General features: G+C 62.9%; 23 protein-coding genes. 14 read left to right on the top strand and 9 right to left on the bottom strand.

Annotation, left to right across the window (positions count from 1 at the left end; translation table 11 throughout):
* Positions 1-36: 36 nt before the first annotated feature.
* The 3 genes from fabV to UW3_RS0116090 all read left to right on the top strand — a co-directional run bounded on the left by fabV (position 37) and on the right by UW3_RS0116090 (position 3065).
* Positions 37-1236 (top strand): enoyl-ACP reductase FabV, encoded by a 1200-nt coding sequence (gene fabV, locus UW3_RS0116100; RefSeq protein WP_010223542.1) that lies wholly within the window; start codon positions 37-39, stop codon positions 1234-1236.
* Between the two features lie 179 nt (positions 1237-1415).
* Positions 1416-2102, top strand: a complete 687-nt coding sequence (locus UW3_RS0116095) for a GNAT family N-acetyltransferase (protein WP_026001356.1) — start codon at positions 1416-1418, stop codon at positions 2100-2102.
* Between the two features lie 9 nt (positions 2103-2111).
* Positions 2112-3065, top strand: coding sequence for an alpha/beta hydrolase family protein (locus tag UW3_RS0116090; protein WP_010223540.1), 954 nt, complete (start codon positions 2112-2114; stop codon positions 3063-3065).
* Here UW3_RS0116090 and UW3_RS0116085 read toward each other — a convergent pair.
* The 4 genes from UW3_RS0116085 to UW3_RS0116070 are packed head-to-tail and all read right to left on the bottom strand — an operon-like array spanning position 3049 to position 5027.
* Positions 3049-3390, bottom strand: coding sequence for a HopJ type III effector protein (locus tag UW3_RS0116085; protein ID WP_010223539.1), 342 nt, complete (start codon positions 3388-3390; stop codon positions 3049-3051). The two genes, UW3_RS0116090 and UW3_RS0116085, sit on opposite strands and share 17 nt — an antisense overlap.
* Positions 3383-3679, bottom strand: coding sequence for a DUF1244 domain-containing protein (locus UW3_RS0116080; RefSeq protein ID WP_010223538.1), 297 nt, complete (start codon positions 3677-3679; stop codon positions 3383-3385). Before UW3_RS0116080 ends, UW3_RS0116085 begins: the two co-directional genes overlap by 8 nt.
* Before the next feature lie 24 nt (positions 3680-3703).
* Positions 3704-4402, bottom strand: a complete 699-nt coding sequence (gene folM, locus UW3_RS0116075) for a dihydromonapterin reductase (protein ID WP_010223537.1) — start codon at positions 4400-4402, stop codon at positions 3704-3706.
* Between the two features lie 55 nt (positions 4403-4457).
* Entirely contained in the window at positions 4458-5027 is a 570-nt protein-coding gene (locus tag UW3_RS0116070) for an antibiotic biosynthesis monooxygenase (RefSeq protein ID WP_010223536.1), read from the bottom strand.
* A 238-nt stretch (positions 5028-5265) separates the two neighbouring features.
* Here UW3_RS0116070 and UW3_RS0116060 point away from each other — a divergent pair, with 238 nt between their 5' ends.
* Entirely contained in the window at positions 5266-6216 is a 951-nt protein-coding gene (locus tag UW3_RS0116060) for a MerR family transcriptional regulator (protein ID WP_010223535.1), read from the top strand.
* Here the strand turns inward: UW3_RS0116060 and UW3_RS0116055 are convergent.
* On the bottom strand, positions 6213-6818 hold the full coding sequence (locus UW3_RS0116055) for a hypothetical protein (RefSeq protein WP_010223534.1): 606 nt from the start codon (positions 6816-6818) through the stop codon (positions 6213-6215). The genes UW3_RS0116060 and UW3_RS0116055 overlap by 4 nt on opposite strands.
* Before the next feature lie 68 nt (positions 6819-6886).
* Entirely contained in the window at positions 6887-7348 is a 462-nt protein-coding gene (locus tag UW3_RS0116050; RefSeq protein ID WP_010223533.1) for a PAS domain S-box protein, read from the bottom strand.
* A 142-nt stretch (positions 7349-7490) separates the two neighbouring features.
* On the opposite strand from UW3_RS0116050, the gene UW3_RS0116045 reads away from it, so the two are divergent.
* Positions 7491-7946 carry a flavodoxin gene (locus UW3_RS0116045; protein ID WP_010223532.1) on the top strand — a complete coding sequence of 152 codons (456 nt, stop codon included), beginning with the start codon at positions 7491-7493 and terminating at the stop codon, positions 7944-7946.
* Here the strand turns inward: UW3_RS0116045 and UW3_RS0116040 are convergent, their stop codons facing one another.
* The gene (locus tag UW3_RS0116040; protein WP_010223531.1) at positions 7947-8834 is read right to left on the bottom strand and encodes a LysR family transcriptional regulator; all 888 of its coding nucleotides are present in this window, start codon (positions 8832-8834) and stop codon (positions 7947-7949) included.
* Positions 8835-8930: 96 nt separating this feature from the next.
* Between UW3_RS0116040 and UW3_RS0116035 the strand changes: the two genes are divergently transcribed.
* From UW3_RS0116035 to UW3_RS0116015, 5 genes are all read left to right on the top strand, one after another.
* Complete coding sequence (locus UW3_RS0116035; RefSeq protein ID WP_010223530.1) at positions 8931-9317, top strand: CidA/LrgA family protein; 387 nt, start codon at positions 8931-8933, stop codon at positions 9315-9317.
* Positions 9307-9993, top strand: a complete 687-nt coding sequence (locus UW3_RS0116030; RefSeq protein WP_010223529.1) for an LrgB family protein — start codon at positions 9307-9309, stop codon at positions 9991-9993. The genes UW3_RS0116035 and UW3_RS0116030 overlap by 11 nt, the downstream gene beginning before the upstream one ends.
* Positions 9994-10180: 187 nt before the next feature.
* Positions 10181-11086: an alpha/beta fold hydrolase gene (locus UW3_RS0116025; RefSeq protein ID WP_010223528.1), complete on the top strand. Its 906-nt coding sequence runs from the start codon at positions 10181-10183 to the stop codon at positions 11084-11086.
* 123 nt (positions 11087-11209) lie between these two features.
* Complete coding sequence (locus UW3_RS0116020; protein ID WP_026001354.1) at positions 11210-12124, top strand: SDR family oxidoreductase; 915 nt, start codon at positions 11210-11212, stop codon at positions 12122-12124.
* Positions 12125-12199: 75 nt separating this feature from the next.
* The gene (locus tag UW3_RS0116015) at positions 12200-12553 is read left to right on the top strand and encodes a hypothetical protein (protein WP_010223526.1); all 354 of its coding nucleotides are present in this window, start codon (positions 12200-12202) and stop codon (positions 12551-12553) included.
* 309 nt (positions 12554-12862) lie between these two features.
* On the opposite strand, the gene UW3_RS0116010 is transcribed toward UW3_RS0116015, so the two are convergent.
* Positions 12863-13654, bottom strand: a complete 792-nt coding sequence (locus tag UW3_RS0116010; RefSeq protein WP_010223525.1) for an IclR family transcriptional regulator — start codon at positions 13652-13654, stop codon at positions 12863-12865.
* A gap of 173 nt (positions 13655-13827) precedes the next feature.
* Between UW3_RS0116010 and hmgA the strand changes: the two genes are divergently transcribed.
* The 4 genes from hmgA to UW3_RS0115990 are packed head-to-tail and all read left to right on the top strand — an operon-like array spanning position 13828 to position 18507.
* Complete coding sequence (hmgA, locus tag UW3_RS0116005; protein ID WP_010223524.1) at positions 13828-15129, top strand: homogentisate 1,2-dioxygenase; 1302 nt, start codon at positions 13828-13830, stop codon at positions 15127-15129.
* Positions 15130-15132: 3 nt separating this feature from the next.
* The gene (fahA, locus tag UW3_RS0116000) at positions 15133-16425 is read left to right on the top strand and encodes a fumarylacetoacetase (RefSeq protein ID WP_010223523.1); all 1293 of its coding nucleotides are present in this window, start codon (positions 15133-15135) and stop codon (positions 16423-16425) included.
* Between the two features lie 12 nt (positions 16426-16437).
* Positions 16438-17064, top strand: a complete 627-nt coding sequence (maiA, locus tag UW3_RS0115995) for a maleylacetoacetate isomerase (protein WP_010223522.1) — start codon at positions 16438-16440, stop codon at positions 17062-17064.
* Between the two features lie 48 nt (positions 17065-17112).
* On the top strand, positions 17113-18507 hold the full coding sequence (locus tag UW3_RS0115990; RefSeq protein ID WP_010223521.1) for an MFS transporter: 1395 nt from the start codon (positions 17113-17115) through the stop codon (positions 18505-18507).
* Here UW3_RS0115990 and UW3_RS0115985 read toward each other — a convergent pair.
* The gene (locus tag UW3_RS0115985) at positions 18428-19234 is read right to left on the bottom strand and encodes a SirB1 family protein (protein ID WP_010223520.1); all 807 of its coding nucleotides are present in this window, start codon (positions 19232-19234) and stop codon (positions 18428-18430) included. The genes UW3_RS0115990 and UW3_RS0115985 overlap by 80 nt on opposite strands.
* Positions 19235-19351 lie beyond the last annotated feature (117 nt).

The following is a 19351-nucleotide window of genomic DNA, read 5'->3' as shown; positions in this document are numbered from 1 at the left end:
GGCTCCCTCAGCAAATTCACTGACGAGGTACAGACATTGGCCATTATCCATCCCAAAGTCCGCGGTTTTATCTGCACCACTACGCACCCGACCGGTTGCGAGCTGAACGTACGTGATCAGATCGAAGCCACCCGCAAGCAGGGCGTGCGCGAGGATGGTCCGAAAAAGGTCCTGGTGATCGGTGCTTCCAGCGGTTACGGCCTGGCGGCGCGCATCACCGCCGCCTTCGGCTTCAAGGCCGATACCCTGGGCGTGTTCTTTGAAAAGCCGGGCACCGAGACCAAGGCCGGTACTGCGGGCTGGTACAACGCTGCCGCTTTCGACAAGTTCGCCAAGGCCGAAGGCCTGTACAGCAAGTCGATCAACGGCGACGCCTTCTCTGACGAAGCGCGGGCCAAGGTCATCGAGCTGATCAAGAACGAAATGGGCGGCCAGGTCGACCTGGTGGTCTACTCCCTGGCGTCGCCGGTGCGCAAGCTGCCACAGACTGGCGAGCTGGTACGCTCGGCCCTCAAGCCAATTGGCCAGCCGTACAAGTCAACCGCCATCGACACCAACAAAGACACCATCATCGAGGCGTCCATCGAGCCTGCCAGCGAGCAGGAAATTGCCGACACCGTCACCGTCATGGGTGGTCAGGACTGGCAGCTGTGGATCGACGCCCTGGACGCCGCCGGTGTTCTGGCGCCGCAAGCGCGCACCGTGGCCTTCAGCTACATCGGCACTGAAATCACCTGGCCGATCTACTGGCACGGCGCCCTGGGCAAGGCCAAGATGGACCTGGACGAAACCGCCAAGCGCCTGGAGCAGAAGGTCGGTGGTGGCGCCAACGTCGCGGTACTGAAATCCGTGGTCACCCAGGCCAGCTCGGCCATCCCGGTGATGCCGCTGTACCTGTCGATGGTCTTCAAGATCATGAAAGAGAAGAACGTTCACGAAGGTACCCAGGATCAGCTCGACCGCCTGTTCCGTGACCGTCTGTACCGTGCCGATGGCGCGCCGGCGGCGCTGGACGAAGAAGGCCGCCTGCGTCTGGACGACTGGGAGCTGCGCGACGACGTACAGGATGCCTGCAAGGCCCTGTGGCCGCAGGTGACCACCGAGAACCTGTTCGAAATTACCGACTACGCCGGTTACAAGAAGCAGTTCCTCAACCTGTTCGGTTTCGAGCGTCAGGATGTTGACTATGACGCCGATGTGGCTACCGACGTACGGTTCGACTGCATAGAGCTGTAAGTAGCACTTGCCAAGTGTTTGTTGCTGCACCTGTTTTTAACCGGGTGCGGCAACAGTTTCAGTCTTGAAACAATTTGAAACAAGTCCGTTTCTGGCCCTTTGCTACTCCCGCGCCGCCACTGTTCTATACCACTCTCTACATGCCCTTTTAAACCGTCAAGGTTTCGACAGGAGGCACCATGAGTGGGCTACAAAAACTAAAAGAGCGGATCAGGCAAAAGGGTCTGCAAAAAGTCCTTAAAACCCTCTATGAGCGTTACATCTTCTTCCATTGGGAGTTGCTGTGGATGGAACGCGACCTGGTCAGCCCGGTACCGCCGCACAACCTGCGCGACCATCCTGCGGTACGCCTGGTGGACATTACCGCGGAAAACGCCGATGCCTTCGCCCGCTATTTTGGCGACCGCGTGCAGACCATGCGCGAGCTGGCCGCCGAAGGCCATACCGGGCACATGTACCTGGATGAACAAGGCGATGCCGTAGGGTTCATCTTTGCCAGCATGCGCGACTATCACGACCGTCATTATTACGGCTGCACCTTCCCGGTGAAGCCCGGTGAGTTCTTTGAATTCGGCGGCGAAATGACCCGCGCCTACTTTGGCACTCGTTTGTCGGCAGATGCCCAGGTCAGCCTGTGGGAGACCATGCGCGCCAAGGGTTGCCACACAGTGGTGGATGTCTGTGAAACCCACAATATCCCGGCGCTCAAGATGCATTTGCGCATGGGTTATCAAGAGCAGGGCCGGGTGACGCACGTGTATGGGGTGTTCGGGCGCTGGCGCCTGTTCCGCGAAACCCGCTACGATGGCTCGCGACTGAGCGACTTGCGCAAGGTCCCTGCACCGCAGGTAGCGGCTTCGGCGTGACAGAGGTCGATGAGCAGTCTCGAAGCATTCCCGGCTTTGCCCGTAGCCAGCAACAGCGGGCACGCCTTCCGTGAGACAACCGCCGACGGTTATTCCCTTGGCGGTTTCTGTTGGCGCCACCAGGTGCCGGCCCCCACGCGCCCGTTGGTGATCATCAACGCCGCCACCTCGGTGCGCTGCAGCTATTACGCCCGCTTTGCCCAGTACCTGTTTGCCCATGGTTTCGACGTCATCACCTATGACTATCGCGGCATCGGTGAGTCGCGCCCGGCCTCCATGCGCCACTTCAAAGCCTCCTGGACCGACTGGGGCGCGCTGGATTTCGAAGCCATGTTGCAACGCGCCCGGCGCGAGTTTCCTGGCCAGCCTGTCGATGTGGTCGGTCACAGTTTTGGTGGCTGTGCAGCGGGGTTGGCGCCGTCGGCCGATCAACTGCGCCGGTTGGTGACGGTCGGCGCTCAGTTTGCCTACTGGCGCGATTATGCCGCTGACAGCCGCTGGCAACTGTTCGGCAAATGGCATGTGCTGATGCCGCTGCTGACCCGGGTATTCGGTTACTTTCCCGGCAAGCGCCTGGGGTGGCTGGAAGATACCCCGGCCGGGGTGGTGCAGGACTGGAGCACGCGCACTGCAAGCTATGAGCATCGCCCTAGCGGGCGGGCGCTGAATGGGCTGAATGGATTGCCGTTCGCCCGGGTCAAGGCGCAAACCCTGGCCATCAGCCTGACCGACGACCCGTTCGGCACGGTTGCTGCCATCGAGCGTTTACTGGGGTACTTCCAGGCCAGTGAGCGCAGTCACCTGCGCATTGCCCCAGGTGATATCGCCGAGAACCGTATCGGTCATTTCGCCTTTTTCCACAGCCGCTTCCAGCCCAGGCTGTGGCCAATTGCCCTGCACTGGCTGCGCCACGGGCAATTGGCCGAAGGCACGCCGGGGCGTTTGATCAGGCCAGGCGCTTGAGCGGCTGCTCGGCGAACTTGACCGCAGCCAGGCCGTGTTCGATCAGCGCGCGGATGTTGCCGTGGTCGCTGCCTTGCGGGGTGGCCTGCACCGAGCGGTAGTGCTCGCCGAACGCCAGCAGGGCTTCTTCATCGCTCAGGCCTTCGAGCAGGGCCAGGCCCAGGGTCTTGCACGAACCTTCGTTCTGCCCGGCAGCATTCTCTACGCCGCCATTGTTGAAGGCTTGTGGCTGATAGGTGTAGTGCTCGGCGATGAAGGCCAGGGTGTCGGCGAAGACGTGCTCGCCGGATTTCAGGCTGGCGCGCAGGGTGTTCAGATCAGTCATGGGGCTTTCCTTTGGCGAACGCCGCTTGTTGTTCGGCGCTGGCTTCTTGCTGGTAAAGGGATTTCCATTCGGCGTAAGGCATGCCGTAGACCACTTCACGGGCTTCATCCATGCTCAGCTCGATCTGTTTTTCGTCGGCGGCGGCCTTGTACCATTTGGACAGGCAGTTGCGGCAGAAGCCGGCAAGGTTCATCAGGTCGATGTTCTGCACGTCCTTGCGGCTGTCCAGGTGGGCAACCAGGCGGCGGAAGGCGGCGGCTTCGAGTTCTAGCTTCTGTTGATCGTTCATGGACGTTCTCGTGTCAGCGGTAGGTCAGTCTACCGCGAGGCGGTTTTTCAGGTGACGGCCACCGTTGATGACCAGATTGCTGCCGGTGCTGTACTGGCTGTCGAGCAAGAAGCGCACGGCATCGATCAACGGCTGGGCGCCGGGTTCGAATTCCAGCAGGGCCTTTTTCAGGGTTTGCTGGCGGTAGGCCTCGTCGCTGTTTGCCTTGAGGATCAGCAAGCCCGGCAGAATCGCGTTGACGCGGATGTTCGGCGCGTACTTGGCGGCAAACGACAGCACCATGTTCTGCAATGCAGCCTTGGTGGCGGCATAGCCGATATGGCTGCCGCTGCCGCGTGAGGAGGTCTCGTCGCAGATGTGGATGATGTCGGCCTTGTCCACCTTGGCCAGTTGGGCGCCCAGGGCCAGGTTCAGGTGATAGGGCGCCTCGACGTGCAGCTTGAACATGGTGTTGAGGTTGGCCAGGTCATCGTCGAGCCACAACGAGGCGTTGTGGACGATGGCGCGCAAGCCGTCGTAGTGGCCTTGCAGGTGCTCGATCAGGGCCAGGCGATCGTCTTCCCGGCACAGGTCGGCCTGGAACTGGACGATGTTCGGGTGTGCGGCCTCGGGGTTTTTGCTGCGGCTGGCGCTGACCACGGTATGGCCGGCCTGCGCCAGGTTCAGGGCCAGCGCCAGCCCGACTCGCTGGCTGGCTCCGGTGACAAGAATTGGGCTGTTCATGGTGGGGGCGGTCAACTTTTACTGGTTCGCTTGGATAACCCCCAGCATACCCGAACTAGGCGGGATTGCGCGCGCCCTGCGGTCTCGGGCGGGCAGGGCTGGCGTTCAGCCAGTTGGCCAGCAGGCGGGTCGACAGTGGAATGAAGAAGTACACCATCAACGGTGTCAGGCCCAAGGTGCTGAGCAGGATGCGCGGCACCAGGTCCAGCGCGCCCAGCCAGTGGCCGAACAGCAGATTGAACAGCAGCGATACCGGAAAGAATGCCAGCCAGATCGCCACCGCCTGCTTCCAGCGCGGCGGGCGCTGTACCGGGTTGTTGCCGAACCAGCCTTCCAGGCCGCTGACCCGCTGTTCCGACGGCTCGGCGAACAGGCCATTGCCACGGGCCAGCCAGGCCTTGCGCGAGGCCGAATGCTCCCAGGCGTGCATGGTCTGCTCGTTGGCGAAGCGGAAGATGATCTGGAACTCATCGCCTTGCGGCGGCGGGGCGAGCACGCCCGAGCCCAGGTAGCCGGGAAAGTCGGTGGCCAGCTGTTCGCCTTCGTGCAACCAGGCCATCAGGTCCTGGTAGCGACCATCGGCGACGCGGCGGGTAACCATCAGGGTTACGGGTGGGGTAGACATGGTATATCTCCTGGCAACTGGGCGTGGCCGGTAGGCCTGCCCCTTGAACGCCGCCCGGGGTGTTGGACGGTATTCGCTTCTTTGCAAGAATCGATGCAAGAATCGGGCGCGGATTATTCCCTAAATCGGCTGACTCGTCAGTGCTGGCGGTCGCCGACCTGACAGAAATGCCAATGGTCGCGCTTGCAGCAGCCGGAGTAGAATGGCTGTTGGCCCATAAACCCGCGGTTTCCTGGCAATGATCGAACCTGACCAGCCTTCATTGAGTACTCATCAGCTCGACCACGAAGAACTGTTCCCGATCCGCGAAGTGTCCCGCCTGACCGGTATCAACCCGGTCACCCTGCGTGCCTGGGAGCGCCGATATGGGCTGATTCAGCCCACGCGCACCGAAAGTGGGCACCGTTTGTACTCACAAGCCGATATCGACGAGGTGCGCAGCATCCTCGGCTGGATCGAACGCGGTGTGGCTGTCAGCAAAGTTGGGCGCATCCTCGCCAAAAGCCAGAACCTCAAGGCCGAAAGCCAGCCGCAGCGCAGCGACGAATCCCTGGCCGACTTCAATCAATGGCAGGCGCACGTGCGCCAGGCCGTCAGGGCGTTCGACGAGCGTCGTCTGGAGCAACTGTACGGTCAGGTGTTCAGCAGTTATCCACAGCTGGTGGTGTTCCAGGACATCCTCATGCCGGTCTGGCAGGCGCTGCGCAGCACCCACGAGGCCTTTGGCCAGGCCAGCGAATGGCTGTTTCTCGACAACTTTTTGCGCGGGCGGGTGTTGCAGCGTTTGCAGCTGGCCCGTGAGCAGCAGGAAGTACGCGTGGTGCTGGCGGCAATTCCCGGCCAATGCCGCGAGCTGGAGTTGCTGGTGGCAGCGCTATTGCTCGGCACCAGTGAAATTGCCATCAGCGTGCTCGGCCTTGGCCAGCCATTGGAAGAGTTGAGCCTGGTCTGCGAGCGCATGACGCCTCATGCCCTGGTGCTGTTTTCCAACCTGCCACCGACCAGTGACTTGCCCAAGCGCCTGGCGCGCCTGGCGCTGGGGCTGGAGTGCCCGTTGCTGCTGGCGGGGGAGGCCGCAGACCTGGCTCAGGACAGCCTGATCGGATCGCAGGTGGCCTGCCTGGGCAGCGACGGGCGATTGATGCGCCGGCGGCTGCAGCAATACCTGGCCGGTCACCTGGACTCTTAAGGGTGCAGTTCGGGGTGGGCGCGGCGGTGGGCCTTGAGGATGTACTCGCGTAAGCGCTCGATTTCAGCCGGCAGGCTCTGGCCCAGGTTGTAGGCGGCCAGACGATCGCCGGTGCGCCGTTGCAGGGTGCCATGCAGGGCAATGGGGGCATCGCCGTCGGGGCTGAACCAGAGCTCGAAATGCTTGGGTGGCTCGGGTTGCTCGCGCACTTCCAGCAGCACACCCTTGAAGGAGATTTCCCGCACCCACAAACCGGTGCTCAAGCCCAGTTCGTCTTCCAGGGCCACCGGCTGCTCAAGGGTCAGGCGCCAAGGGCGGACCACGGCACCTTCTTCGTAGATGTTCGGCACGCCCAGTTGCAGGTGCAGGGCGTGGAACTCGTCTTCGACCAATTGCAGCGGGAAGGTCATCTGCTGGTTGTTGAACTGTGCCTGCAGGGTCACCTGCTCGTCGGCGATCAGACGGGTCAGCAGGTTCTTGATTTCGCTGCCGCCATTGACCATCAGGCGCGACGGCGGTTCAGCCGGGTGGGGCTGGGGCGCGTGCTGCATGGAGCGGATGAAGTCCAGCTCATCCTGGGTCAGAAGGGCATCTGCTTGCATGGTCGAACTCGAAGTTGCAGTCGTGAGTGCGTTTTTTCACCGTCATGGACAACCAAACGGCGGGTTTGTTAAGACCGTTGGTCGGCTTCCAGCGCAGCGATGCGCGCACGGGCTTCAGCCAGCTGGCGCTCAAGCGCGATCACCCGCTGTTCGGCTTCGACCTGGCGGCTGACGTCTTTCTGGATACCGATGAAATACTTGCGCTTGTCGGCCTCGTTGAGCACCGGGGTGATCGACAGTTCGTTCCAGAATGCGCTGCCGTCCTTGCGGTAGTTACGCAAGATTTCCCGGCTTGGCAGGCCATCCTTGATCGCCTGGCGGATCAGTGCCCGGGCGCTTTGGTCGCGATCGTCGTTCTGCAGGAAGCGGCAGTCGCGGTAGAGGATTTCGTTGGCGTCGTAGCCGGTCAAGCGCTCGAAGGCCGGGTTCACGTAGATCAGGATGGTGTCGTCGTCGCCCTCCTGTTCGGCCACTACGATCCCGTCATTGGAGGCGTCAATCATGCGCTGCAGCAATGTGGCATTGATCATCTTGTTAGGTCCGCAAGGGCTGTAGATCGGGCATGCTGGCTGATTCTAGTAGATTGACCGTCGCTGTACAGCTGCCGAATAAGGCCTTTTGCCAGTGCCGGATGCTAGTATCCTACGTTTTTACTCAGTTTCGGAAACCTCTATGAAAGTCGCGATCCTTTCCGGTTCGGTCTACGGCACCGCCGAAGAAGTTGCTCGGCACGCCGAGAAGTTGCTCAAACAAGCAGGTTTCGAGGCCTGGCACGCGAACCGGGCCACCCTGCAGGACATCCAGGGCTTTGCCCCGCAGGCATTCCTGGCCGTGACCTCGACCACTGGCATGGGCGAGCTGCCGGACAACATCATGCCGCTGTACAGTGCCATTCGCGACGTGCTGCCCGCCGAGTGGCGTGGACTCAAGGGCGCGGTCATCGGCCTGGGCGATTCCAGCTATGGCGATACGTTCTGTGGTGGCGGCGAGCAACTGCGTGAACTGTTCGCCGAGCTGGGCCTGGAGGAAGTGCTGCCGATGCTGCGCCTGGATGCCAGCGAAACCGTCACCCCGGAAGCCGATGCCGAGCCCTGGATTGCCCAGTTGGTGGAAAAACTGCGCGGCTGATCACTGCGGCTGTGGTTGCTCGCGCAGCAGTTGCAGCCAGGCCTGGGCGGCACGCGATAGGTAGGCGCCCTGGCGCCAGATAAAGGCAATGTCCCAGCGCAGGTCCGTCGGTTCGCTCAGTGACAGGCGAACCACCCCCGGCCGCTCCAGGCCACGGGCGACCACGCTGGGCAGCAGTACGACCCCTTGGCCCGCCGCCACCAGCGCGGCGAGAAAGTCGGCCTGACCACTGCGCCCGCCTTCGCGCGGGGTAAATCCCAGCTGCTGGCAGGCACTGAGCAAACGATCATTGAGCACGAAACTGCGCTGATAGAGCAGGAACGGCGTGTCGGCCAGTTGCGCCAGGCTGACCTGGCCGGCGTTCGCTAACGGGTGATCGGTGGGCAGCAGGGCGTCGAGGGGCTCGTTGCAAAACGGCTGGTAGGCAAAGGCCGGGTCGTTTGGCGTCAGGCTGCCGCCCAGTTCCAGCTCGCCGCTGAGCACGGCGTGCTCGACACTGCGGCTGCCGCCTTCAAACAGCTGGATGCTGATATTCGGGTAGCGCCGCCGGTACTCGGCGAACAACCGGGCGAACAGCGCATCGCTGCCCAGCAGCGGCAGGCCCAGGCGCAGCTCGCCGCGTGTCAGCTGGCTGAGGTCATCCAGTTCGCTGAGCAGCTCCTGGCGCAGGCGCAACATGGCTTCGCCGCGTTCCAGAACAATTTTACCGGCGGCGGTCAGGTGCAATTGCGAGCCTTGGCGCTCAAGCAGCGCAACGCCAAGATCCTGCTCCAGTTGCGCGACCTGCTTGCTCACTGCGGACTGGCTGATGTGCAAGGTCAGCGCGGCCTGGGTAAAACCGCCGCGGTGCACCACTTCGAGAAAACTGCGTAGCTGTTTGAATTCCATTCGCGCAATTCCAATCTGGAATAGCTGGCAGTCTAACAATTCGCTTTTGGCGTGGGGAGCGGGCTTTTAAAATGAAGGCCTGAGAGGACCCCCGCGATGAAACCCCCTGCGTTTAACCGATTTGTCCGCCTGCTCGCCGAGCTGGCGGTGTTGCTGGCTCTTTATAAGGTCGGTGGTGTGCTGGCCGCCTGGTTGGCCTGGCCGATTCCAGGTGGGGTCATTGGCCTGGCCCTGCTGTTGCTGTTGTTCGCCGCCGGCGTGCTCAAGCCGGCCATGTTGCAGCTGGGTGCCGGGGTACTGATGGCCGAGATGCTGTTGTTTTTCATTCCGGCGCTGATGAGCCTGCTCGATTATGGCAGCCTGTTGCGCGATGAAGGCTGGCGGATCTTGCTGGTGATCGGCGTGAGTACCTTGCTGGTAATGGTGGTTACGGCGGTAACCGTGGAGTGGGTCTGCCGCTGGAGGCTGCGCCATGACGCTTGAGCCGATGCCGCTGTTCTGGCTGCTCATTACCCTGTTGGCCTATCTGGGCAGCCGCTGGTTGTACCGGCGCACCGGGCGCTACCTGCTGTCGCCATTGATTCTGGTGCCGGCAGTGCTGTTGGCGATTGCCGTGCCGTTGCATACCGCCTACGCCGAGTATGCGCGCAATACCCATTGGCTGATGACGGTGCTGGGCCCGGTGACCGTGGCCTTTGCCGTACCGATCTGGCAACAGCGCGCCTTGCTCGCCCGCCACTGGCCGGCCCTGACCCTGGGTATGCTGATGGGCAGCGCGGCGTCGATCGGCAGCTCCTGGGGCCTGGCGCACCTGCTGGCACTGGACAGCTCGGTCAGTCTGTCGCTGGTGCCGCGCTCGATCACCACGCCCTTTGCCATGCCGCTGGCCAAGGACCTGGGCGGTGTGCCGGAGCTCACCGCCGTATTCGTGATGTTTACCGGTGTATTGGGGGCGATGTTGGGGGGCGTGCTGCTCAAGTACCTGCCGCTGCGCACGCCATTGGCCCGTGGCGCGCTGTTTGGTGTCGGCGCTCACGGAGCGGGCGTCAGCCGCGCCCATGAAGTGGGTGGCGAGGAGGGCTCGGTGGCCGGCCTGGTCATGGTCCTGACCGGTTTGCTCAACCTGTTTGCCGCGCCGTTGCTGACCTTGCTGCTGTGATTCACCACGCTATTTTGCGCGCTGACTCCCAAGGTCAATAAGCTGGCTGCCAACGCAACTCTCGGCACGGGCCTGCCTGACTAGACTGTTGAGTCAGTAGAGCACACGAATGTGCCGAGGTGATTGCAATGATCGCAGCCGATGCCTTGCCCAACACGAACAGCTACAACCTACCGGGACCACTGTGATGCCTTTGGCCGAGATTCCATTGTGCGTCTGGCGGACCCGGGGCTTGAATTTCTCCTTCCGTGGCCTGGCCATCCGCTACTGGAGCGCAGGGCAGGGCGAACCGCTCCTGCTCATCCATGGCTTTCCCACCGCCAGCTGGGACTGGCATTACCTCTGGGCCCCCCTGACCCAGCGTTTTCGGGTGATTGCCTGTGACATGCTTGGCTTTGGCGATTCGGCCAAGCCGCTGTCTCACGACTACAGCCTGCTGGAGCAGGCCGACTTGCTGCAGGCGCTGCTGGCGCACCTGCAGGTCGAGCAGCCGGTGCATTTGCTCGGGCATGACTATGGCGGCAGCGTCGCCCAGGAATTGCTCGCCCGCCACCATGAGGGCCGTGCGCAAATCGCCAGTTGCGTATTCCTCAATGGCGGCCTGTTTCCCGAGCGTCATCGGCCGCTGCTGATCCAGAAACTGCTGCTCAGCCGCCTGGGTTGGTTGGTGGGGCGTTCGTTCGGGCGAGACGACCTGGTGCGCAACGTGACCCAGATCTACGGCCCCTGCACCCATCCCAGTGAAAGCGCACTGGACGATTACTGGAGCCTTGTCGCTTCCAACCGCGGTACACGAATCCTGCACAAGCTGATCACTTACCTGCCCGAACGGGTTGCCCATCGTGAGCGCTGGGTCGGGGCGTTGCAGGCCGAAGGCGTGCCGCTGCGGCTGATCAACGGCGCGGTCGATCCGATTTCCGGCGCACACATGGTTGAGCGCTACCAGGAGCTGGTGCCCAACGCCGACACCGTGATGCTCCAGGGCATCGGCCACTATCCGCATACCGAAGCACCGGTACAGGTGCTGCGCCATTACCTGGCGTTTCGCGAGCAACCCCTGGTGAATATGCCGCAGAAGGTCGCCTGGTCCTGAGCGGCCAGGTGTGCGCAATTATCGCCCGGCCTTATCGCCTGCCATTCAGCGTCTGCCCGCTTGATTGTGTGCCAGCCAGTGCTGGCCGACACTCGGGCATCCCTCCCTTGTTCTGCTGGAGAAATGAGCATGACGATTCGCTTGGACGAAAAAGTGGTGATTGTCACCGGAGCCGGCGGTGGCCTGGGCCGCGCCCATGCCCTGCTGTTCGCCCGGCATGGCGCCAGGGTGGTGGTCAACGACCTGGGCGGCTCGACCCATGGCGAAGGCGCCAGCGTCTCGGCCGCCGACCGGGTGGTGGCGCAGATTCGCGAAGCCGGCGGCACTGCGGTTGCCAACCATGACTCGGTCACCGATGGCCAGCGCATTGTCGAACAGGCCCTGGACAGCTTCGGTCGGGTCGATGTGGTGATCAACAACGCCGGTATCCTGCGTGACAAGACCTTCCACAAGATGGAGGACAGTGACTGGGAGCAGGTTTACCAGGTGCACCTCGAAGGTGCCTACAAGGTCACCCGCGCCGCCTGGCCGCACCTGCGCGAGCAGAACTGGGGACGGGTGATCTTCACTGCCTCGACCTCGGGGATCTATGGCAACTTCGGCCAGGCCAACTATGGTGCGGCCAAGCTCGGCTTGTATGGCCTGACCCGCACCCTGGCCATCGAAGGGCGCAAGCACGGCATCCTGGTCAACGCCATTGCCCCCACCGGCGGTACGCGCATGACCGAAGGGCTGATTCCTTCACAGGTGTTCGAACAGCTCAAGCCGGAACTGGTCAGCCCGCTGGTGGTGTACCTGGGCAGTGACGATTGCCAGGACAGCGGCGGCCTCTACGAAGTGGGCGGTGGCTGGGTCGGCAAGGTGCGCTGGGAGCGCAGCCTGGGTGTCGGTTTTGACCCGCGCGAGGGCTTTTCACCCGAAGATATTGCGGCGAACTGGCAGCAGATCGGCGACTTCGACAACGCTGTGCACCCGCAAGACAGCCTGCAAGCCTTACAGCAGATGATGGCCAATTTGCAGAAGTATCCACAGGGCTGAACCTGCCCCAAGGTTGTGGTCGTCGGCTGAAGTTGCCTATGCTGGACGGCCACCCAGGTTGCAGGAGCACAGTGGATGTACGAATCCAGAACGGATGCTGTCATCTCTACCCGACAGTTTGGCTACCGCCTGATGTGGCACGGCTTCGCAGCCTGCCTGTTGCTGATTGGCTCGATTCTGTTTGGTGTGGTCGGGCATCTGTATTTCGAGCCGCAGGTGCCTTGGCATGATGCGCTGTTCAATGCCACCTTGCTGCTCGGCGGAGTGGGGCCGGTAATCCTCCCCGAGTCCATCGGCGGCAAGTTGTTCTTCGCCGGTTACGGGCTTTATGTGGGATTGGTGTTCGTCGCCAGCATCGGCCTGATCCTGGCGCCCATCGCTCACCGATTGTTGCACCGATTTCACTTTGACGACGCCGATGGCGATTGAATCACGGGCATAAAAAAGGCCGCTGCAGTGCAGCGGCCAAGTAAGACGCAGATCAAGGAGCTTCAAAATCAACGTCGGTGAACCTGGGCTTACAGGTCGCGGGGGCGGGGTGTTCACGCCGCAAAGGCCCGGAATAGACAGCTGGCTTGGGGCGTTGCCTGCTGCTGTGTAAGTGCGTTCAGGATAAGCCGCTGATCGGTGAGGAAAAATAGCCGATTGTGACATTCACTGTTACAACTCTAGTAACAGTGCCCGGTGGTCAGATTAAGCGCTGGCTTGATGAAAGACTGTGATCGTGTGTAAACAAGTTTATCCCGCAGGCGCTTCCTCATACCCCATACGCCAACTGATCAGCTTCGCCGCAGCCAACAGCCGTTGCGCTGCCGGCCCCTGCTCGTCGGCATGGAAGATGGAGGTCGGGCCGACCACGGTCAGCACCGCGGCAATCTTGCCGACCGCGTTGAACACCGGCGCCGACAGTGCATCGACGCCCGGCATCAGCAGGCCATGGACATGGTGCAGGCCGCGCTGGCGGATCGTGGCGAACAAGGTTTCGTAGTCGCTGAAGCGGTGTCCAGAAGTGGCCAGTTCCTGCTCGCGCAGTTCGATGGTTTCACGCTCTGGCAGGTAGGCGCCGAACACCAGGCCCGTCGAGGAGGTGAGCAAGGGCAGTACCGAACCGATCTGGGTGACTACGGTGACCGCACGTACCGCCGGCTCGATATTGACCACGGTTGCGCCCTGGTTGCCCCATACGGCAATGAAGCAGCTTTCGTTAAGCTCATCGCGCAGTTGCGACAGCGGCAGCGCCGCCTCTTTCAATACGTCCATCCCGCCCAGCGCGGCCAGGCCCACGCGCAAGGCTTCGCGGCCCAGGCCGTAGTGGTTGGTGGCCGGGTTCTGCTCGGCAAAACCGCTGGCAATCAGCGCCTGCAGGTAACGGTGGACCTTGCTCGCCGGCATGTCCACATGCTCGGCCAGGCGCGACAGCGAGGTGGACGGCGACAACTGCGCCAGGGCCTTGAGGATGTCGGTACCGACCTCGGCCGAGCGGACCTTCTGTTTGCCGGAGCTGTCGGCGGGGGAGCTGGCTTTGGCCATGGTGGAGTCGATCCGGGGAGTTCAGTGGGCGTCTTTATAGCTTGACGGTCTTCGTCAATCAAATTACGTTATGCGTAATGTAATTACGATAAAAATAACGCAGAAGCGCTGCCACCCCTTCAAGGCCTGCAGCCAACTGCCATTGACCGGCCTGCACTGGGCCCGGAGGCTCGATGAACCTCGATAACACCCCTGTCCTCGGCTACCAGAGCGGCTTCGGCAACGAATTCGCCAGCGAAGCCTTGCCTGGCGCCCTGCCTGTCGGGCAGAACTCGCCGCAAAAAGCCCCGTACGGCCTGTATGCCGAACTGTTTTCCGGTACCGCCTTCACCATGGCCCGCAGCGAGTTGCGCCGCACCTGGATGTACCGCATTCGCCCTTCGGCCCTGCACCCGCGCTTCGAGCGCCTGGAGCGTCAACTGGCCGGTGGTCCGCTGGGCTCGGTGACGCCCAATCGCCTGCGCTGGAGCCCACAGCCGATCCCGAGCGACGCGACCGACTTCATTGACGGTTGGGTGGCCATGGCGGCCAACTCGGCGGGTGAAAAACCGGCGGGCATCAGCATCTATACCTATTGCGCCAACCGCTCCATGGAACGGGTGTTCTTCAACGCCGACGGCGAATTGCTGCTGGTGCCGGAGCAGGGCCGCCTGCGCATCGTCACCGAGCTGGGCGTGCTGGACGTCGAGCCGCTGGAGATCGCGGTACTGCCCCGTGGCCTGAAGTTCCGCGTCGAACTGCTCGACGCCCAGGCCCGTGGTTATCTGGCCGAAAACCATGGTGCGCCGCTGCGCATCCCGGACCTGGGGCCGATCGGCAGCAACGGCCTGGCCAACCCGCGCGATTTTCTGGCGCCGGTGGCCCATTACGAAGAAATCGACGGCCCGGTGCAGTTGGTGCAGAAATTCCTCGGTGAGTTGTGGGGCTGCCAACTCAACCACTCGCCACTGGACGTGGTCGCCTGGCACGGCAACAACGTGCCGTACAAATATGACCTGCGCCGCTTCAACACCATCGGCACGGTCAGCTTCGACCACCCGGACCCTTCGATCTTCACCGTGCTGACCTCGCCGACCAGCGTGCCAGGCATGGCCAACCTCGACTTCGTGATTTTCCCGCCGCGCTGGATGGTGGCCGAGAACACCTTCCGTCCGCCGTGGTTCCACCGCAACCTGATGAACGAGTTCATGGGCCTGATCAAGGGCGAGTACGACGCCAAGGCCGAAGGCTTCCTGCCCGGCGGCGCTTCGCTGCACAGCTGCATGAGCGCCCATGGCCCGGATGCCGAGACCTGCAGCAAGGCCATTGCCGTGGAGCTTGCACCGAACAAGATCGACAACACCATGGCCTTCATGTTCGAGACCAGCCAGGTGCTGCGCCCGAGCCGTCATGCGCTCGAATGCCCGCAATTGCAGGCCGACTACGATAGTTGCTGGGCCTCGTTGCCGAGCACCTTTACCCCGAATCGGAGATAACCCATGAATCAGTCCGCCCTTGCCCGCAGTTGGGTCGAACACGCCAACGGCCACGGCGACTTCCCGCTGCAGAACCTGCCTCTGGGGATCTTCAGCCGCAAGGACCAGGCGCCGCGCTGTGGCGTGGCTATCGGTGATGCCATTCTCGACCTGGAAGCCGTGCTGGCTGCCGGTCTGTTCGACGGCCAGGCACGCGCTGCGGTTGAAGCCACCCGCGGCGGTGCGCTGAACGCTTTCTTCGCCCTCGGCCGTAGTGCGCGTGTCGCCCTGCGTGAACGCCTGCTGGAGTTGCTCGGCGAGCACAGCGAGCACCAGGCCGCGCTCAAGCCGCTGCTGTATCCGGCCAGCGAGTGCCAACTGCACCTGCCGGCGCGTATCGGCGACTACACCGACTTCTATGTCGGCATCGAACACGCCAAGAATGTCGGCAAGCTGTTCCGCCCCGATAACCCGCTGCTGCCCAACTACAAGCACGTGCCGATCGGCTACCACGGCCGCGCGTCGACCATTCGCCCGTCCGGTACCGACGTGCGCCGGCCAAAAGGCCAGACCCTGCCCGCCGGCCAGAGCGAACCGAGCTTCGGCCCGTGCGCGCGCCTGGATTACGAGCTGGAGCTGGGCATCTGGATCGGCCAGGGCAACGACATGGGCGATTCGATCCCGGTCGCCGAAGCCGCTGAACACATCGCCGGCTTCTGCCTGCTCAACGACTGGTCGGCACGCGATATCCAGGCCTGGGAATACCAGCCGTTGGGTCCGTTCCTGTCCAAGAGCTTCATCTCGACCATTTCTCCGTGGGTGGTCACCGCCGAAGCCCTGGAACCGTTCCGCTGCGCCCAGCCGGCGCGCCCGGAAGGTGATCCGCAGCCACTGCCGTACCTGCTCGACAAGCGCGACCAGGCCAACGGCGCCTTCGATATCGAGCTGGAAGTGCTGCTGCTGACCGAGCGCATGCGCGAGCAGAAGCTGCCGGCCCATCGCCTGACCCTGAGCAACACCCTGAGCATGTACTGGACCGTGGCGCAGATGGTTGCCCACCACAGCGTCAACGGTTGCCAGCTGCAGCCGGGCGACCTGTTCGGTTCCGGCACCCTGTCCGGTGCCCAGCCGGGCCAGTTCGGCAGCCTGCTGGAAATCACCCAGGGCGGTAAGGAGCCGGTCGAACTGGCGTCGGGCGAGGTGCGCAAGTTCCTCGAAGACGGTGACGAGATCATCCTGCGCGCCCGTTGCAAGCGCGATGGCGTGGCCTCGATCGGCTTCGGTGAATGCCGCGGCAAGATCCTTGCGGCTCACTGAGAGGGCAGGGCCATGGAACTCTTTACCTACTACCGCTCGACCTCGTCCTACCGGGTGCGGATTGCCCTGGCGCTCAAGCAGCTGGAGGTCCGGCAACTGCCGGTCAACCTGCTCAAGGGCGAGCAGCGCGAGGCGCACTTCCTGGCCCTCAACCCGCAAGGGCGGGTGCCGGCGCTGAAGGTCGACTCCGGTGAGGTGCTGGTGCAGTCGCCAGCGATCATCGAATACCTGGAAGAGGTTTATCCACAGCCGGCGCTGCTGCCGCAAGATCCGCTTCGGCGGGCCCAGGCCCGTGGTGTTGCGGCGTTGATCGGCTGCGATATTCATCCGCTGCACAACGTCAGTGTGCTTAACCAGTTGCGTGGCCTGGGCCACGATGACGCCCAGGTCAACCAGTGGATCGGCCACTGGATCAGCCAGGGCCTGGCTGCTGTCGAGCAGTTGATCGGCGATGAAGGCTTCTGCTTTGGCGACGAGCCGGGGCTGGCTGATGTCTACCTGATTCCGCAACTGTATGCCGCCGAACGCTTCAACATCGACCTCAGTGGCTTCCCGCGCATTCGCCGGGTCGCCGCGCTGGCCGAGCAACATGCGGCGTTCGCCCAGGCTCATCCGTCGAGGCAGCCCGATACGCCATAAACCCCGCTGCCCGCACCTGATACCCATAACAATAAAAGGTACCTTGCGATGCACAATCAGATTGCCAGCTTTCGCACGGCGCTGGATGCCCGGCCCGTGTCGCGTTATCAGTGGTTATTGCTGTTGTTACTCGCCTTATTGCTGGTTACCGATGGTTATGATGCTCAGGTGCTGGGCTATGTGATTCCTTCTCTGGCCCAGGACTGGGGCCTGGAGAAGGCCGCATTCGGGCCGGTGTTCAGCGCCAACCTGCTGGGCCTGACCCTCGGTTCGCTGGCGGTGACGCCGCTGGCGGATCGTTTTGGTGTGCGTCGGGTGCTGCTGTGCTGTGTACTGCTGTACTCCAGCCTGACCGTGATGATGGTGTTCGCCAACTCCCTCAACAGCCTGATGCTGGCGCGCTTTGTGTGTGGCATCGGCATGGGCGGGGCAATGCCCAGTGCCATGGCGCTGATGTCCGAGTATGCGCCGCCGCGCTTGCGTACCCTGATGGTCACGCTGGCCGCTTGCGGTTTCTCGCTGGGGGGCGCTGCGGGCGGTTTCGTCGCTGCCGGGTTTATCGACAGCTTCGGCTGGCAGGCGGTGTTCCTCGCCGGCGGTATTGCGCCGCTGCTGTTGTTTCCGTTCCTGGTCTTGTACCTGCCTGAATCCTTGCCCCGCTTGCTGCGTGATGCGCCGCCCTATGCGCGCCTGCTCAAGATCACGGCGAAGATGCTCCCGGGCTGGCAGCCGCCTGCAGCCAGTGCGCAGGCCATGGCAGACAACCAGAACAAACTCACTGTCGTGGCGCTGTTTCGTGATGGCTACGCCAGGCCGACCCTGTTGATCTGGTCGACCTTCTTCGTCAGCCTGATCCTTTTGTACTTCATGATCAGTTGGCTGCCCTCGCTGCTGCTTGAAAGCGGTCTGGCCCTGAATCAGGCCAACCTGGTGACCTCGATGTTCCTGTTTGCCGGCACCCTGGGTGCGGTGTTCATGGCCTGGTTCGCCGACCGCCTCAAGCGCAAGGTGCGCCTGCTCAGTGCCGTGCTGCTGGCGGCGGCGGTGTTTACCGTGCTGGTCGGCCTGAACCACAGCAACCCGCGTTGGCTGGTGGTCTGCGTGTTCGCCGCCGGTTTCTGCATCATCGGCGGGCAATTGACGCTCAACGCCTTTACCAGCAACTTCTATCCAGCCCAGGTGCGCGCCACCGGCACGGGGTGGGCGCTGGGGGTAGGGCGCTTTGGTTCGATCCTCGGGCCGCTGTTCGGCAGCCTGCTGTTGGCCATGCACCTGCCGGTCGAGCAGATATTCTTCTTCTGCGCGATTCCGGCGGTGCTGGCAGCGTTGTTGATCATTCAGGTGCGCAGCCCGGCCGAGGCGGTCAATGCACCGATGGCGACGCCGGTGGCAAATGACTCAGGCGTTCCGTCAGGCGCAAGCGCTGGATTGGATCGTCACTGAGCAGCAGGGCGTGCTCCAGGTCGAAGCGTTCGGCCTGGGGGCATTCCAGGTGCTGATACAGGGTGGCGCGTGCCATGTAGTCGGCAGCCGTGCCCGGGCCCAGCTGCAACACCCGTTCGGCATCCTTCAGGGCTTCGAGGTAGTCATCGTGGCTGGCGTGCAATTGGCGCAGGTTGCGTGACAGGCGCTGGAGCATCTGCATAGGGCTGGCGGTCAGCAGGTGGTCGGCGCTCAGGGCCAGTTGCGGGCCGAACTGACGGCCCAGCAGTTCGCGGCAATCGGCCGGGTACAGGCGCCGCCCGCCACAAGGATCGAGCAGGTGATCGGCGCCTGGCACCCGCAAGAGGAAATGCCCGGGGAAGTTCACGCCCTCAAGGGGGATCGACAGGCCACGGGCCAGTTCCAGGGTCAGCAGGGCCAGGGCCAATGGTTGACCGCGGCGACGCTGCATGACTTTGTCGAGCAGCGCCGACTGGGGCCGCAGGGGGTGGTACTCGTCCTGCTGGAAACCCAGGGCGTTGAGGCGGCGCAACAAGGGTTGGGCCAGTTCGCTGAGCGGCAGCATCGGCAGCCCGGCGCTGACCTCCTGCTGCAATGCCTGAACCTCGGCCAGGACCTGCGCCGGCACCACGCTCTCATCGTGCTCGGCAGCAATCCACAGTGCCGCTTCCAGCAAGGCGACCGGATCACGTTCAAGGCAAGCCAGGCAGGCGCTACGTGGGTTCATGACAATCTCCGCTCAAGCTTCTGTTGTAGCGCTGGCGCGGCTTTTCGTCCAGTGGTCCGAGTGTTGTCATCAGGCGTGAAAGCGCGACCTATACTGGGATCAGCACCTCATCGAGGA

The organism is Pseudomonas donghuensis (genome assembly GCF_000259195.1).
Taxonomy (GTDB): Bacteria; Pseudomonadota; Gammaproteobacteria; order Pseudomonadales; family Pseudomonadaceae; genus Aquipseudomonas; species Aquipseudomonas donghuensis.
This window is presented reverse-complemented; position numbering and strand designations above follow the sequence as displayed.

Excerpts from the sequence above, each read along its gene's own strand:
- maiA (WP_010223522.1), top strand. The coding sequence starts at position 16,438 with ATGGAACTCTTTACCTACTACCGCTCGACCTCGTCCTACCGGGTGCGG.
- UW3_RS0116015 (WP_010223526.1), top strand. The coding sequence starts at position 12,200 with ATGTACGAATCCAGAACGGATGCTGTCATCTCTACCCGACAGTTTGGC.
- fahA (WP_010223523.1), top strand. The coding sequence starts at position 15,133 with ATGAATCAGTCCGCCCTTGCCCGCAGTTGGGTCGAACACGCCAACGGC.
- UW3_RS0116085 (WP_010223539.1), bottom strand. The coding sequence starts at position 3,390 with ATGACTGATCTGAACACCCTGCGCGCCAGCCTGAAATCCGGCGAGCAC.
- UW3_RS0116050 (WP_010223533.1), bottom strand. The coding sequence starts at position 7,348 with ATGATCAATGCCACATTGCTGCAGCGCATGATTGACGCCTCCAATGAC.
- UW3_RS0116045 (WP_010223532.1), top strand. The coding sequence starts at position 7,491 with ATGAAAGTCGCGATCCTTTCCGGTTCGGTCTACGGCACCGCCGAAGAA.
- UW3_RS0116095 (WP_026001356.1), top strand. The coding sequence starts at position 1,416 with ATGAGTGGGCTACAAAAACTAAAAGAGCGGATCAGGCAAAAGGGTCTG.
- UW3_RS0116030 (WP_010223529.1), top strand. The coding sequence starts at position 9,307 with ATGACGCTTGAGCCGATGCCGCTGTTCTGGCTGCTCATTACCCTGTTG.
- UW3_RS0115985 (WP_010223520.1), bottom strand. The coding sequence starts at position 19,234 with ATGAACCCACGTAGCGCCTGCCTGGCTTGCCTTGAACGTGATCCGGTC.
- UW3_RS0116060 (WP_010223535.1), top strand. The coding sequence starts at position 5,266 with ATGATCGAACCTGACCAGCCTTCATTGAGTACTCATCAGCTCGACCAC.
- UW3_RS0115990 (WP_010223521.1), top strand. The coding sequence starts at position 17,113 with ATGCACAATCAGATTGCCAGCTTTCGCACGGCGCTGGATGCCCGGCCC.
- UW3_RS0116055 (WP_010223534.1), bottom strand. The coding sequence starts at position 6,818 with ATGCAAGCAGATGCCCTTCTGACCCAGGATGAGCTGGACTTCATCCGC.
- UW3_RS0116010 (WP_010223525.1), bottom strand. The coding sequence starts at position 13,654 with ATGGCCAAAGCCAGCTCCCCCGCCGACAGCTCCGGCAAACAGAAGGTC.
- hmgA (WP_010223524.1), top strand. The coding sequence starts at position 13,828 with ATGAACCTCGATAACACCCCTGTCCTCGGCTACCAGAGCGGCTTCGGC.
- UW3_RS0116070 (WP_010223536.1), bottom strand. The coding sequence starts at position 5,027 with ATGTCTACCCCACCCGTAACCCTGATGGTTACCCGCCGCGTCGCCGAT.
- folM (WP_010223537.1), bottom strand. The coding sequence starts at position 4,402 with ATGAACAGCCCAATTCTTGTCACCGGAGCCAGCCAGCGAGTCGGGCTG.
- UW3_RS0116035 (WP_010223530.1), top strand. The coding sequence starts at position 8,931 with ATGAAACCCCCTGCGTTTAACCGATTTGTCCGCCTGCTCGCCGAGCTG.
- UW3_RS0116025 (WP_010223528.1), top strand. The coding sequence starts at position 10,181 with ATGCCTTTGGCCGAGATTCCATTGTGCGTCTGGCGGACCCGGGGCTTG.
- UW3_RS0116020 (WP_026001354.1), top strand. The coding sequence starts at position 11,210 with ATGAGCATGACGATTCGCTTGGACGAAAAAGTGGTGATTGTCACCGGA.
- UW3_RS0116040 (WP_010223531.1), bottom strand. The coding sequence starts at position 8,834 with ATGGAATTCAAACAGCTACGCAGTTTTCTCGAAGTGGTGCACCGCGGC.
- UW3_RS0116080 (WP_010223538.1), bottom strand. The coding sequence starts at position 3,679 with ATGAACGATCAACAGAAGCTAGAACTCGAAGCCGCCGCCTTCCGCCGC.
- UW3_RS0116090 (WP_010223540.1), top strand. The coding sequence starts at position 2,112 with ATGAGCAGTCTCGAAGCATTCCCGGCTTTGCCCGTAGCCAGCAACAGC.